This is a genomic window from Streptomyces sp. TLI_146 (genome assembly GCF_002846415.1).
In the GTDB taxonomy this organism is placed as follows: domain Bacteria; phylum Actinomycetota; class Actinomycetes; order Streptomycetales; family Streptomycetaceae; genus Streptomyces.
This window is the reverse complement of record NZ_PJMX01000001.1, coordinates 2,798,482-2,812,347: the sequence shown is the minus strand read 5'-3', so window position 1 is coordinate 2,812,347 and position 13,866 is coordinate 2,798,482. Positions and strand designations below refer to the sequence as shown.

At 72.8% G+C, this 13,866-nt stretch carries 13 protein-coding genes; 10 read left to right on the top strand and 3 right to left on the bottom strand.

Translation table 11 applies throughout. The features are described 5' to 3' along the window. Positions 1–85 precede the first annotated feature (85 nt). Genes BX283_RS12870 through BX283_RS12860 form a run of 3 tightly spaced genes read left to right on the top strand, consistent with a single transcriptional unit; the run spans position 86 to position 2,384 of the window. A complete protein-coding gene (locus BX283_RS12870) occupies positions 86–1,408 on the top strand; it encodes a hypothetical protein (RefSeq protein WP_257582683.1) in 1,323 nt (440 codons plus the stop codon). A gap of 59 nt (positions 1,409–1,467) precedes the next feature. Further along, positions 1,468–2,007, top strand: coding sequence for a TetR/AcrR family transcriptional regulator (locus BX283_RS12865; protein ID WP_101387755.1), 540 nt, complete (start codon positions 1,468–1,470; stop codon positions 2,005–2,007). 53 nt (positions 2,008–2,060) lie between these two features. After that, positions 2,061–2,384, top strand: a complete 324-nt coding sequence (locus tag BX283_RS12860; RefSeq protein WP_101387754.1) for a multidrug efflux SMR transporter — start codon at positions 2,061–2,063, stop codon at positions 2,382–2,384. A gap of 19 nt (positions 2,385–2,403) precedes the next feature. Here the strand turns inward: BX283_RS12860 and BX283_RS12855 are convergent, their stop codons facing one another. Beyond that, positions 2,404–3,288 (bottom strand): winged helix-turn-helix transcriptional regulator, encoded by an 885-nt coding sequence (locus BX283_RS12855; protein WP_101387753.1) that lies wholly within the window; start codon positions 3,286–3,288, stop codon positions 2,404–2,406. Between the two features lie 100 nt (positions 3,289–3,388). Between BX283_RS12855 and BX283_RS12850 the strand changes: the two genes are divergently transcribed. After that, positions 3,389–4,621: an MFS transporter gene (locus tag BX283_RS12850; protein ID WP_101387752.1), complete on the top strand. Its 1,233-nt coding sequence runs from the start codon at positions 3,389–3,391 to the stop codon at positions 4,619–4,621. 10 nt (positions 4,622–4,631) lie between these two features. Beyond that, the gene (gene dapD / locus BX283_RS12845; protein WP_101387751.1) at positions 4,632–5,627 is read left to right on the top strand and encodes a 2,3,4,5-tetrahydropyridine-2,6-dicarboxylate N-succinyltransferase; all 996 of its coding nucleotides are present in this window, start codon (positions 4,632–4,634) and stop codon (positions 5,625–5,627) included. 83 nt (positions 5,628–5,710) lie between these two features. Here dapD and dapA read toward each other — a convergent pair whose 3' ends face one another. Then, on the bottom strand, positions 5,711–6,586 hold the full coding sequence (gene dapA / locus BX283_RS12840; protein ID WP_101387750.1) for a 4-hydroxy-tetrahydrodipicolinate synthase: 876 nt from the start codon (positions 6,584–6,586) through the stop codon (positions 5,711–5,713). Between the two features lie 134 nt (positions 6,587–6,720). Between dapA and BX283_RS40585 the strand changes: the two genes are divergently transcribed. From BX283_RS40585 to BX283_RS12830, 3 genes are all read left to right on the top strand, one after another. Next, positions 6,721–6,894: a hypothetical protein gene (locus BX283_RS40585; protein WP_180356954.1), complete on the top strand. Its 174-nt coding sequence runs from the start codon at positions 6,721–6,723 to the stop codon at positions 6,892–6,894. After that, entirely contained in the window at positions 6,891–7,553 is a 663-nt protein-coding gene (locus tag BX283_RS12835; RefSeq protein WP_101387749.1) for a hypothetical protein, read from the top strand. The genes BX283_RS40585 and BX283_RS12835 overlap by 4 nt, the downstream gene beginning before the upstream one ends. 118 nt (positions 7,554–7,671) lie before the next feature. Next, the gene (locus BX283_RS12830; RefSeq protein ID WP_101392308.1) at positions 7,672–8,394 is read left to right on the top strand and encodes an antibiotic biosynthesis monooxygenase; all 723 of its coding nucleotides are present in this window, start codon (positions 7,672–7,674) and stop codon (positions 8,392–8,394) included. 1 nt (position 8,395) lies between these two features. On the opposite strand, the gene BX283_RS12825 is transcribed toward BX283_RS12830, so the two are convergent. Continuing rightward, positions 8,396–10,225, bottom strand: coding sequence for an endonuclease/exonuclease/phosphatase family protein (locus BX283_RS12825; protein ID WP_101387748.1), 1,830 nt, complete (start codon positions 10,223–10,225; stop codon positions 8,396–8,398). A 340-nt stretch (positions 10,226–10,565) separates the two neighbouring features. Here BX283_RS12825 and BX283_RS12820 point away from each other — a divergent pair, with 340 nt between their 5' ends. Both BX283_RS12820 and BX283_RS12815 read left to right on the top strand, forming a co-directional pair. Next, positions 10,566–12,005, top strand: a complete 1,440-nt coding sequence (locus BX283_RS12820; protein ID WP_101387747.1) for a hypothetical protein — start codon at positions 10,566–10,568, stop codon at positions 12,003–12,005. Between the two features lie 410 nt (positions 12,006–12,415). Further along, on the top strand, positions 12,416–13,855 hold the full coding sequence (locus tag BX283_RS12815) for an alkaline phosphatase PhoX (protein WP_101387746.1): 1,440 nt from the start codon (positions 12,416–12,418) through the stop codon (positions 13,853–13,855). Positions 13,856–13,866: the final 11 nt, after the last annotated feature.

Here is a 13,866-nt window from a genome sequence, read left to right as displayed (position 1 = left end):
CGAGAGGCACCCAGTGCTGTATGACGTTTCCCGGAACACGCGCGTTGCCCTTGCGGCCGTGAGCGGGGCTCTTACGCTGGCCGCCATGGGCCTGAACGCACCCGCGCACGCGGCCGGATATGGCACCCCGACCCTCTCGCTTTCGGCCGGATATCTCTCGGGGGCCGTGGGGGCCACCGGGGACCCCGTGGTGACCGTGACCGTCGGGCAGAGCGGGGCCGATGCCGCCGCGCTCACCCTCGCCGCCTCGGCCAGCACCAAGTCCTCCGTCGCCGGAACCGGGGACGTGACCGTCACCGGGACCGGGGCCACCCGGCAGGTGGCGGTGGCCGCGCACGGCCAGGGCTATACCGACCTCACGCTCAAGCTCACCGGGCTCGGCGGCAAGAGCGTCACCAAGACGCTGCACTACGCCGCCTCGGCCGCGGTGCGGGACGCCGCCGACACCCGCTACTTCACCGGGTCCAGCGACGCCTCCGCCGCCGTCGACGTGGGCGGCGGGTATGCCGTGGTCGCCGATGACGAGTCCAACACCCTGCGCCTGTACGACCGTTCGACGTCCGGCGCGCCCGTGCGGACCTGGGACTTCAGCTCCCAGCTCGGGGTCTCCAAGGAGATCGACATCGAGGGCGCCGCCCGCGTCGGCGACACGATCTACTGGACCGGCTCGCTCGGCAACAACAAGGACGGCGAGTACAAGGCCGACCGCAATACTGTTTTCACCACCACCGTCAGCGGATCGGGCGCGAGCACCCAGCTCACCGTTGGCCGTTCGTACAAGAAGCTGCGTGACGATCTCGTCGCCTGGGACCGCGCCAACGGCGACCGGTACGGCTTCGCCGCCGCGACCGCCGCCGGGCAGGCGCCCAAGCAGATCGACGGGTTCAACGTGGAGGGGCTGGAGTTCGCGCCCGGGTCGGCCACCACCGCGTACCTCGGCTTCCGGGCGCCGCTCGTGCCGCCCGCCAACGGCGGCAAGGCGCTCATCGTGCCCGTCACCAACATCGACAAGGTGGTGGGCAGCGGGGACAAGGCCGTCTTCGGGGCGGCGATCGAGCTCGACCTGGGCGGGCTCAGCATCCGCGACATCCGCAGGAACGCCGCCGACCAGTATCTGATCGTCGCCGGGTCGTGGGCGGCCGACGACAACTCCGACCCGTACGCCCTCTACTCCTGGGACGGGGTCGCCGCGCACGCCCCGGTCAGGCTGCGCGACCTGCCCACCGGCGACCCGGGCGGCTGGGAGGCCGTCGTGGACGTGCCGGACCTGTCGGTGCCGGGCGCCCGCGCCCAGCTGATCACTGACAACGGGTCGGCCGACCTGTACGGCGACGGGACCGACGCCAAGGACCTCACGCACCCCGAGTGGAAGAAGTCCCGCGCCACCTGGTTCACGGTCACCGGCTGAGCCCCGGACCCGGCCCGGTACGGTCGGGGCATGGCTTGCGAGCAGGGAGCGTGCGACTGATGGCCCGCCGGTACGACCCCGACCGGCGGCGCCGCATCATCGACGCCGCGATCCGGGTGGTCGGCGAGCGCGGTATCGCCGGGCTCAGCCACCGCAGCGTCGCCGCCGAGGCCGATGTGCCGCTCGGCTCCACCACGTACCACTTCAAGACGCTCGACGAGCTCATGGTCGCCGCGCTGCGCCAGGCCAACGAGGGCTTCGCCGCCGCGATCCGCGACAGCGGGGCGCTGGCGGAGCCGGGCGTGGACGTGGCCGCGGAGCTCGCGCGGCTGATGGGCGAGTGGATCGCGGGGGACCGGGCGCGGGTGGAGCTGGAGTACGAGCTCTATCTGGCGGCGCTGCGGCGGCCCGCGCTGCGGCCCGTCGCGGCCGAGTGGACCGAGGGCGTGGCGGAGGTCCTGGCCCGCCACACGGACCCGGTCACCGCCCGGGGCCTGGTCGCCCTGATGGACGGGATCTGCCTCCAGGCGCTGCTGACCGGCGGGGCCTACGACCAGGGATACGCGCGGGAGTTGCTGGGGCGGCTGCTGAGGCCGTAGGCGCCCCGAATCGTTATGTACGGCCGTACGCATCGCTGTGTACGCTTGTCCGTATGCCGTACGTCCTGCTCTCCTGCGCCATCGCGTCGGAGATCGCCGCCACCTCCGCGATGAAGTACAGCGAGGGCTTCACGCGGCTGTGGCCCTCGCTGGTCACCGCCTGCGGGTATCTGCTCGCGTTCTATCTGCTCTCGCTCACCCTGAAGTCGATGTCCGTCGGTACGGCGTACGCGATCTGGTCCGGCGCGGGCACGGCCGTCGTCGCCGCCATCGGGATGCTCTTCCTGGGCGAGACGATGACGGCCGCCAAGTTCGCCGGGATCGCGCTGATCATCGGCGGCGTGGTGCTGCTCAACCTCGGCGGCGCCGCGCACTGAGCGCCGCCGGGGCGGGGTCTCAGCCGCCGCCCGCCCGGCGCACCGCCTCCAGCGCCGCCCGTACGCTCGCCTCGATGTCGGTGATCGGGTACAGCGCCTCGATCACCGTGCGGTCCCGGTCGACCACCAGCGTCAGGCGCTTGATCCTGCTCACCCCCGCCGTGCGGAACGTCGGCAGCCGCAGCGCCGCCGTCAGCGTCAGGTCCGCGTCCGACAGGAGCGGGAAGCGCAGCCGCTCCTTGTCCGCGAACGCCCGCTGCTCGTCCGGGCGTTGGGTGGACACCCCGTGCACGGTCGCGCCCGCCGCGGTGAACTCGGCGAGCCGGTCGCGGTACGTGCACGATTCCAGCGTGCAGCCCGGCGCCCCCGGGATCCCCGCCCAGCCGGGCGGACAGGACTCCTTGCGGGCGTACGCGCCGGGGAAGCAGTAGAGCACCGTGTACGCGCTCTCCCGCGCCACCGGGTCCCGCGGCTCGCCGTCCAGGTCGGTGAGGTGGAGCTCCGGCACCTTCGTGCCGACCAGCTCCCGCACCCGCTCGGCCTCCCCTGAGCCCTCCGTCGCCGTGGCCGTCGTCTCGCCTTCCCCCAGCACCCAGGTGTCGCCCCAGTCCTGGAGTGCGATCAGTACGGGCAGCAGGGCGCGGCCGCGCGGAGTGAGCCGGTACTCGTACCGCACCGGGCGGTCCTGATACGGCTCCCGGGTCAGCACCCCCGTCTCGACCAGCAGTTTCAGCCGCTCGGCGAGCACCTTGCGGGACATGCCGAGCTCGCGCTGGAGCGCGTCGAAGCGGTGCACTCCGCGTGCGGCGTCGCGCACGATCAGGAGCGTCCACCAGTCGCCGACGACGTCCAGGGCCTGGGCGATCGCGCAGTGCTCGTCGTGCAGACGGGTCCGTTGGGGCATGGTCCCATCCTTCCGTACGCCGTTGACCTGCGATCCTCATGCTGACATAGTCCGTTCCCATAAGGAACTCACTACCGGCGAGACCAAGGGGGGCGACGGCGTGAAGACCTTGCGCGCGGTGCCGAGAACCGTCCGGCTGTTGTGCTTCGGCATGTTCTTCAACGCCGTCGTCAGCTTCACGTTCATCTATCTCTTCGTGTATCTGACCGGCCCGCGCGGCCTGAGCGTCGGCCAGGCCGGAGTGATCAGCGGGATCGGCGGCATCGGCCTGGTCGCCGGGAACTTCACCGGCGGCTCGTTCGGCGACCGCTACGGCCACCGGCGCGCCCTGCTCGCCGGCGCCATCGTCAGCGGCACCCTCCTGGCCACCCTCGGGCTGCTGCCGACCGCCCTGCTGGCCGTCGCCCTGCCGATCGCCCAGTACGCCTCCGGAGTCGTGCGGTCCGCCAACTCCGCGCTCGTCGCCGTCGGCGTCCCCGAGGGAAGCCGCCGCCAGGGCTTCGCCGTGATGCGGTTCGCCGCCAACGCGGGCTTCACCGTCGGGCCGCCGCTCGGCGCCCTGGTCGCCGCTCACTGGTCGTACGACTGGCTCTTCGCCGCCGACGGCGTCGGCACCCTGCTCTTCGCCGCGTACGCGGCCCGTGTGCTGCCCGCCCGCGCGGCCGCCCACGCCAAGCCCTCGTACGACCCGGGCGCGCCCGGCCTGTGGCGGGAGCTGCGGGTGCGGCCCGCCGTGCTCGTCCTGCTCGCCGCGATCGTCTGCGTCGACCTCGTCTACCGCCAGCAGTACTCCACCCTGCCGGTCTTCCTCGGCGACCACGGCATGGACGCGCACGTCTACGGCTGGCTCATCGCCCTCAACAGCGGGGTGATCCTCTGCCTCGAACTGCCCGCCGTCCACGCCCTGCGCGGCCGCGCCCCGCTGCCGGTCGTCGGCTGCGGGCTGCTCCTGGTCGGCCTCGGCTACGCGCTGCTGATCCCCGGCGCCGCACTCGGCTGGACCCTCGCCCTGATGGTGTCGCTCACCCTCGGCGAGATCCTCTACAAGACCACCGCCACCGCGTACGTCGCCGACCAGGCGCCCGCCCACGCCCAGGGCCGCTTCCAGAGCCTGTACGCGGGCGCCTCCATCAGCGGCCAGGTGCTCGCCCCGCCGCTCGGCGGCGCCCTCTACACCGCCGCGCCCGGTCTGCTGTGGCCGCTGTGCGCCGCCCTCGCGGGCCTCGCCGGGCTCGCGGTGCTGTGGGCGCGCGGCCTTCCGGCGCCGCTGACCGGGGGTGACGCGCGCCCGTCACATGAGACCGGTTCGCCCCGGCGGGCCACCGCCGGTTAGGTTTTCCGCTATGACCGACACGACTGCTACTGCTTCTCGCTCCACCGGCGCCGTCGCCGCCGGCCTCGCCACCCTCGCCGGCGACGGCACCGTTCTCGACACCTGGTTCCCCGCCCCCGAGCTCGTCGAAGAGCCCGGCCCGGCCGGCACCGAGCGGCTCACCGCCGACCAGGCCCTCGCCCTCGTCGGCAAGGGCGCGGCCGACGCGCTCGGCGTCGACGAGCGCCGGGGCGTCGAGGTCGTCGCCGTCCGTACGGTCATCGCCTCGCTCGACGACAAGCCGCTGGACGCCCACGACGCGTACCTGCGGCTGCACCTGCTCTCGCACCGCCTGGTCAAGCCGCACGGCCAGAACCTGGACGGCCTCTTCGGCCTGCTCGCCAACGTCGCCTGGACCTCGCTCGGCCCGGTCGCCGTCGACGACATCGAGACGGTGCGCCTGAACGCCCGCGCCGCCGGGCTGCACCTCCAGGTGACGTCCATCGACAAGTTCCCGCGTATGACGGACTACGTGGCCCCCAAGGGCGTCCGCATCGCCGACGCCGACCGGGTGCGCCTCGGCGCGCACCTGGCCGAGGGCACCACCGTGATGCACGAGGGCTTCGTGAACTTCAACGCGGGGACGCTGGGCACGTCGATGGTCGAGGGCCGGATCTCCGCCGGTGTCGTCGTCGGCAACGGCTCCGACATCGGCGGCGGCGCGTCCACGATGGGCACGCTGTCGGGTGGCGGCAACGTGCGGATCGTCATCGGTGAGCGGTGCCTGGTGGGCGCCGAGGCCGGTGTGGGTATCGCCCTCGGCGATGAGTGCGTCGTCGAGGCCGGGCTGTACGTCACGGCCGGTACGCGGGTCACGATGCCGGACGGGCAGATCGTGAAGGCGCGTGAGCTGTCCGGTGCGTCGAACATTCTGTTCCGCCGGAACTCGGTCACGGGTGCGGTCGAGGCCCGGCCCAACAACGCCGTGTGGGGCGGGCTCAACGAGATTCTGCACGCGCACAACTGAGGGGCTGTGAGGGGCGCGTTGTCGACTGCGGGCCGGTGGTGGGCTGGTCGCGCAGTTCCCCGCGCCCCTAGGGGGTTGCGCCCCTACGTCAGCGCCAGCAGTTCCTCGTATGCCCTGCGCAGCCCGTCGGTCGCTTCCTGGTCGGCGGGCTGTAGCGGTTCCCTCACCGGGGTGCCCAGCAGCGCCTTCGCCGTCACCGTGCCCGGTAGGCCCGACGCCATCATCAGTTCCGACAGCGGGAGCGTGAGGTGGTTGAGGCGGGTCGCCTCCGCCACGTCGCCCTTGTCGTACGCGTCCAGTGGGGCCCGCATCCGGGCCGGGGCCACGTTCGCCACCGTGCTCACGTAGCCCGCGCCGCCCACCGCGTACAGCGGCAGGTTCGTCTCCTCGCAGCCCGAGTAGTACGCCAGCGAGGTGCGGCCGATGACCTTGGTGGAGGCGAGCAGGTCGTACGCGCAGTCCTTGACCGCCACGATCCGCTCGTGCTCCGCGAGCCGCAGCAGCGTGTCCGTGCCGATCCGGATGCCCGTGCGGCCGGGGATGTCGTAGAGCATCACGGGCAGCCCCGTGGCGTCCGCCACCGTACGGAAGTGTGCCTCCACCGCGTCCTGCGGCGGGCGGCTGTAGTACGGCGAGACCACCAACAGGCCGTTCGCGCCCGCCTCTTCGGCCTGCCGGGCCAGCTCCACGGTGTGCCGGGTGGAGGCGGTGCCGACTCCGGCCACGACGTGGATGTCCTCCCCGACCTCCTCGCGCACCGCCCGTACCAGCGCCGCCTTCTCCGCGTCGGTCGTGGTGGGCGACTCGCCGGTGGTCCCGCTCAGGACCAGCCCGTCGCAGCCCTCCGCCACCAGGTGCGCGGCCAGCCGCCGCGCGTGGTCGAGGTCGAGCGTGTCGTCGGCGGTGAAGGGCGTGATCATGGCGCAAAGTGCGCGCCCGAAAGGGCGAGGTGTACTCATTCACGCAGTCTGTGCGGAGTGAGGGTGAAGGTCTACTTAGATTTGCTTCGGGTGACTCGACAGCAGTGCTGAACTGTTCGGTCCGCAGGCGCTCTTGGCGGCCGCTCGGGCGTACGTCACCATGAGAGACCGGTGTGTCCGTTCATGTCCGTACCGTCGTACCGTCGGAGGTCGTCATGAAGCTCGGCAAGGCTCTCGCCACTGGTGTCGCTGAGGAGCGGCCCGAGGAAGTCGTACGGGACGAGGCGCCGCCGGTGCCCGAGGAGGTCCCGGCCGAGGTATCCGTCGAGGTGACGGCGGCCCGATGAGGCTGCGGCTCCCCGAGGAACGCCCGACGGAGCCGCCCACCGGCTACAAGATCGCCCATGCGGCGCTCTCCCAGGACGGCTCCCGGGCCGGGTTCCTCGGCATCTCGCTGGGCGCCGCGCTGCCCTACGGCGTCCTGGACGACGCGCACTGCGCCTACGGGCGGCGCCACCGCTCGCCGTCCAGGCTCTGCGACTGCGGCTTCCACTGTCTGCACGAGCGCGCCGAGGCGGCGGCGCTGGCCTGCACGGCCGACCACCGGGGGGCGCTGCTGCTCGAAGTGGCGGTCCTCGGGCGCTACATCCGCTTCGAGCGCGGGATGCGCTACGCCCGCCAGCGGGTGCGCACCGCCACGGCCGGGCCGTGCCGCTGCCGGCGGCGGGCGACCGGCCTCGCCGACGCGGGCTGGGGGCGGCCGGGGTGGCGGGTCGTCGAGCCGGTCTGCGCGGTGTGCGCGGGGTCGCGCGCGACCGTGGGGTTCGACGACTTCGCCCGGCGCGGTGGGGCGGGGCTGAGGGTGTCCGCCGCGCCCGCCGTCGACGCGGGCGCCGCCGGGCCCGGCCGGACCTTCCCGGAGCTGGTCGCGGAGGCGGCGCTGCTCCAGGCCCGGCTCGACTGGTTCCAGAGCGAGTTGGCGCGGCTCGGCGACCAGGAAGGGTGACCCGGCGGACGGGGGATCGGGAGTGCTCCCGTCCGTCCTTGACCTCAAGTGTCCTTGACGTTTCAGGATGGTGATCGTCCACGCAGCACAGCACCGCGACGATCACCAGGAGACCGCCATGTCCGCCACGCCCACCGCCGTGAACTTCGACGCCCTGCCCGACCTGCGCCGCCCCGGCGTCGGAGTCGTCAAGTCCAGCGTGTGGCGCATGGGCACCCCCGAGCGGCAGCGCGCCGCCGTCGAGGCGATCGCCCAGGCGTGGGGCAGCAGGGACTGGCCGGACGTCGGCCTGCTCTCGTACAGCGTGTACACCGGCACCGACGGCGACGCGCTCCTGCACTACTCGCAGTGGCGGAGCGAGGCCGCCTACCAGGACTTCTTCCGGCGGTTCCGGGACGGCCGCAACGCCGAGATCGACGCGGCCGTCCCCGGTATCGAGCGCGTGGGCCTGCACTCGTACGAGCTCTACCGCAGCGGTGGTCCGCAGCCGGGCGACCCCCGTACGCCCGGCTGCATCGTGATCGTCGACGTCGAGTTCGAAGGACCCGGCCCGGAGCGCCAGCGCGCCTGGGTGGACGCCGTCTTCGAGGCCCTGGACACCGACCCGGACCTGCCGCCCGGCGGCATCTCCGCCCACTTCCACACGAGCCTCGACGGCACCCGTGTCCTCAACTACGCCGAGTGGGAGAGCGAGCAGGCCCACATCGACGCGCTGGCGGCGGGCAGCAACGGGGTCGGCTCGAAGACCCCGCAATGGGCCCGGGTGCACAACCACCCGGGCGTGAGCGGTGGCGGGGTGACGCGCTACCTTCCGGCGCTGACCGTCACCCCGGCCTCCTGACCTACGGGCGGAAGCGGATGACCTGCGGGTCGTGGTCGCTGTTCTGGTCGGAGAACTCCGCGTTGATGTGCACGCTGTCGTAGTCGAAGCCGCGCACCGCCGGGCTGGTCAGGATCTGGTCGAGCACCTGGGTGTTGCCCTGGTACACGTAGGAGTAACGCTCCTTCTTCGGCAGCGTGCGGAACGCCGAGCGCAGCGCGCCGCCGTCCTCCAGGGCCTTGGTGGTGCCCGAGAAGTCGAAGTCGTTGATGTCGCCGAGCGCGAGCACCCGGGCGTGCTTGTCGACCGCGAGGATCTGCTTCACGAAGCCGTTCACGGCCTGCGCCTGGAGCAGCCGCTTGGCCTCCGAGGAGCGCGGCACCGGCTGGTGCTGCGAGAGCAGACCCTCGTCGCCGCCCTTGGAGGCGAAGTGGTTGGCGATGACGAAGACCGTCTGCCCCTTGAAGACGAACTCGCCCGCGAGCGGCTTGCGGCTGTCCGCCCATGCCGGGTTCGCCGGGTCGATCCGGCCGGGGGAGAGGGTCAGCGCCGCGCGGCCCTTGGTGCCGGTGACACCGACGGCGGTCCTGGCGTCGCCGCCGGGGCGGTCGGTGAAGGAGACCCGCGCCGGGTTGAACAGGAACACCTGGCGGATGTTGCCGCCGGGCTCGCCGCCGTCCTTCAGGTTCTCCGGGTCGATCGAGCGCCACTGGTAGGCGGGGCCGCCCTTGGCGACGATCGCGTCCGTGAACTTCTTGAGGGTGGCGGACGCGTCGACCGTGCCGTCGTTCTTGGCGCCGTTGTTGTCCTGGATCTCCTCCAGAGCCACGATGTCGGGCGAGGCGAGGTGCGTGACCACACCGTCGGCCAGCGCGTCGAACTTCGCCTGCGGGTCGGACGGGTCCAGGTTCTCCACGTTGTACGTGGCGACCGCGAGCTCGCCGGTGCGCTGCTTGCGGGTGGTCTCGCGCTTGAGGCCGTTGTCCTTGACCGTTCCGAGCGTACGGGCGGTGATCGTGTACCCGCCGAACTGGTTGAAGTCCAGCGGCCCCTCGGTGGCGCCGGTCAGCGTGTCGCCGACGTTCGCCTTGGGGAACGGCTGCTGGGCGCTGGGCACCAGGCTCTGGATCTGGAGGCGGCCGGTGTTCTGGTCGTCGTACGACGAGTAGAGCGTGCCGCCCCGCTTGGTGCGGTTCTCGCGCGGCTTCACGGTGACCCACAGCTCGCTGTACGGGTCGGTGGCGCCGACGATCCGCGAGGTGCCGATGCGGACGTTCATGCCCTCCAGGGACTCGTAGTAGTCCAGGGCGTACTTCTTCGGCTGGAGGGTCAGGCCGTTGACGCTGTTGCCCGCGGCCGGGTCGCCCGCCGGGGTGTAGCGGTCGGGAACGGTACGGGCCGTCACCGCGACCGGGGCGGGCAGGGCGTTGCCCGAGGAGACGACCGTCACGGTCGGCTTCGATATCTGGGTCAGCGACTGGTTGCCGGAGGAGAGGCCGCCCGGGACGTACTCGGTCACCGTGCCGGAGACCTTCACCGAGTCGCCCACGGCCACGGTCGGGGCCGAGCCCGTGAAGACGAAGACGCCCTCGCTGGTGGCGGGGTTGTCGTCGGGCGCGGTGTCCTGGAACCAGAAGCCCTTCGAGGAGCCGTACGTCCGTACGCCCGTCACGACGCCCGGCACCTCCGCGACCTGCTTGCCGGCCAGCGGCGAGGTGCGGGTCGTGCCCTGGATGTCGTGGATGCGGGCGACGGTCGGGTCGGCGGCGGCCGACGAGCCGGCGGCGAGCAGACCGGCGCCCAGCGCGGCGGCGACGACGGCGGAGACGGCGGCGGATCTCGGAACGGGCATCAAGGAACTCCGGAGGATGAGGGATCGGTGCACGTGCGGGTGCGGTGCTGCTCAGGTGTGCAGCAAGTTCTACGCGCGTCAATCTCTTGGCTGACCCGGGTGGTTGTCAAGGGTCGCCGGGTGGCCGGAATCCGACGGCTGGATGAACTGCCCGCCGTACGGGCCCGGCCGCCGCCCGGCGCTTCCCGTACGCAACCGTCGCCGCCCCGGCCGGAACCCGTCGTGCGGCCCGGCCGCGGCTGTGGCCGGAGGGCGCCGATACCCGGTGAAATACGTCTACGCTGGGTGCCTCTCGCATCACCCCGCTCGAACCACCGCTGCGCCGAGGAGTACGCCACAGATGTCCGGAGACCGCCCCACCCTGCCGCCGGTGCGGCTGCACTCCGAGGCCGAACTCGCGCGGGCGGCGCTCGCCGCCCCGCTGCTGGCCCGCGCGGCCCGGCTCGCCCGCTGGGCCGGGCCCGGGACCCGGGTCGGCGCCGGGGGCGAGCTCGTCGAGGAGCAACTGCCCGCGGCCGCCGAGGCGCTGGGCCTCACCGCCGACGACGACGGCGCGGCGGACGCGAGCGAGGCGTGGCGGATCGCCGTGGACGCCGGGCTCGTCGACGTCACCGACGCGGAGGACGAGGACGGCGAGGGCACGGCCGTCGCGGGCGAGAACCTCGCCCTGCTCACCTCCGGCTCCCCGCAGGACGTCCTCACCACCTGGCTGGACGCGTTCGACGCGGTCTTCGCGGACGCGACCGCCCCCGTGCTCGACGACTTCGCCGACCTCATCGGCGACGACGGCGAGCTCGACTTCGACCGGCTCGACTGGGACCCGCAGGCGGAGGCGGACTTCCTGGAGGGCGTGCTCGGCAACCTGTACCTGCTCACCGTCACCGAGGGCGGCGCGGGCGAGGGCCCGGTGCCGCTGCCCGCGCTCGCCGCGTCGATGATCGTCCCCGACGACATGGGGGAGCCCACCGACGACATCCTGGAGCAGGTGTCGGACGCGATGATGCGCCTCGACGACCAGTTCCGGCTGCTTGAGCCGATCGGGCTCGTCGAGTACCGGCCGGTGGACGAGGCCCTGATGGCCGAGGAGGGCGAGGAGCCCGCGCCGCCCGTCGACGACGAGGACGTCGCCCGGTACGGCATGGTCCGCCTCACCCCGCTCGGCCTCTACGGCGTACGGGCCCGGATGCTGGAGGCGGGCGTGGAGGCGCCGGCCGTCGGCGACCTCGCGGACAAGGGCGCGGACGTGCTGCTCGACGGCATCGCGTACTACCCGGAGGCGGCCGCCCGCGCGGAGACCGAGCAGTGGCTCGCCCGTCATGAACTCCCTTCGGCGGTACGGGAGTTGCTGGCAGCCGCCCGTGGCTCGGACGAGCGCGGCCCGCTGCGCCGTCTGCACTGCCAGCAGGCGCTCGCCCTGACCGGCCCCGAGGCGGAGCCCGCGCTGCGCGAGGTCCTGGACGACGCGGAGCTGGGCGGCCTCGCCCGGGTGTGGCTCGCCGAGCGGGGCGCGGCGGACGTCCCCGCGCCGCCGGAGGCGATGGTGTTCTGGCTGGCCGTGGACACGATCGCCGCGCAGCTGGCGGTGGACGGGGATCTGGAGGAGCTCCAGGGCCTGGTGGAGGGGCTGGTCGGCCAGCACAGCGGCTTCTTCGACGCGGCGTGGCGGGTGGAGCACCCGGCGACGGCGGACGTCCTGGAGGCGATGGGGCGGCTGCACCCGGACAAGAAGGTGGCGAAGGAGGCCCGCAAGGCAGCCTTCAAGGCCCGCTCGCGGGCGTAGCCCCATACTCTGCCCGGGGTTCGTCTGCGGGCCGGTGGTGGGCTGAGCGCGCAGTTCCCCGCGCCCCTGGGTAGTCCGCCGCAGCCGGAGAATCCAGCTCAGCCACAGGCTTTTAGGGGCGCGGGGAACTGCGCGACCAGCCACCCACGGTCCGCAGGCGAGCGACGGCAGGTCTCTTGGGGGCGCGGAGAACTGCGCGACCGGCCCACCACCGGCCCGCAGGCAACGACGAACCCCTTCAGGGGCGCGGGGAACTGCGCGCTCAGTCCGCCACCGGCTCGCAGGTGAGCGACGGCCCCCGGGGCGGGAGTTGGCGGCGGGGACACCCCGTGTTCTTGCGGTGTTCGCCCGCCCCCGGGACCCTGGCCCCGCCCCCCGCCCTCTCCGCAACCCCCGTCAGGAGACCCGCGATGTCGCTCAGCCGCAGGGAGTTCGCCAGGAATTCCGCCCTCACCGGTGCCGGAGTCGCCCTCACCGGATCCGTCGGGGCGCTGGCCACGGCGCCGGGCGCGCTGGCCGCCGAGGACGCGTACGGCGCCGCCGGGCACGGGCACCACGAGCCGGGCTACGGCCCGCTGCTGCCCGACCCCAAGGGCATACTCGCGCTGCCGAAGGGCTTCTCGTACCGGATCGTCACCCACAGCGGCGTCACCGAGCTGGAGTCCGGCGAGACCACCCCGTCCAACCACGACGGCACCGCCGCATTCGAAGGGCCGCGCGGCGTCACGCTGCTGGTCAACAACCACGAGCTGAAGGGCCCGCGCAAGAACTGGCCGCACCCGGTGCCGCTCACCGAGGGCCTGGTGTACGACCCGGCCGCGTCCGGCGGCTGCACCGTCGTCGAGGTGCACCCGCACGGCGGCCCGGTCGCCGAGTGGGTCGGCATCGCCGGTACCTCCACCAACTGCGCGGGCGGCGCCACCCCCTGGGGCACCTGGCTGACCTGCGAGGAGACCGAGGACAGGGCCGGGTCCAACGGGATGACCAAGGACCACGGCTATGTCTTCGAGGTCGACCCCTGCGACCGGCGCGCCAACCGCGACCCCAAGCCCCTCAAGGCGCTCGGCCGGTACGCCCACGAGGCCGTCGTCGTCGACCCCCGGCGCGGCCACCTCTATCTGACCGAGGACGCCTCCGGCCCCAACGGACTGCTCTACCGCTGGACCCCGCCGCACGGCTTCAAGCACGGCCGCGGCCGGCTGCGCACGCTGGCCGACGACGCCGGGGTCCTCCAGGCCACCCGGTGCTTCGACGCGGGCGGCCGGTTCGTCGACGACCTCTCCCGCGCCACGAGGATCGGCACGGTGTACGGGGTCGACTGGGTCGACGTGCCCGACCGCGACGCCCGTACCACCTCCGTGCGCAAGCAGTTCAGCGGCCAGGACGTCACCCGCGCCCGCAAGCTGGAGGGCATGTGGTGGGGCGACGGCGGCGCGTACATCGTCTCCTCGTACGCCCGCGCGGAGTCCCCGGTCCAGCACGACGGCCAGGTGTGGTTCTACGACCCGCGCCGCCGCACCCTCACCCTGAAGGTGCTGCTCGGCGTCAACTCCGCGCCCGGCCAGGACGGTGCCTTCGACGGGCCGGACAACATCACGGTCTCGCCGTACGGGGGTCTGGTCATCGCCGAGGACGGCGAGGGGATCCAGCACCTGTTCGGCGCGACCGACTCCGGGCGTACGTATCCGATCGCCCGCAACGAGCTCAACCAGGGCACCGAACAGGCCCCCGAGTACAGCGAGTTCACCGGGGTGACCTTCTCGCCCGACGGCCGGACCCTGTTCGCCAACATCCAGGAGCCGGGCATCATGCTCGCCATCACCGGCCCCTGGCGCCGCCAGCCCCGCTAGCCGGAGGGTCT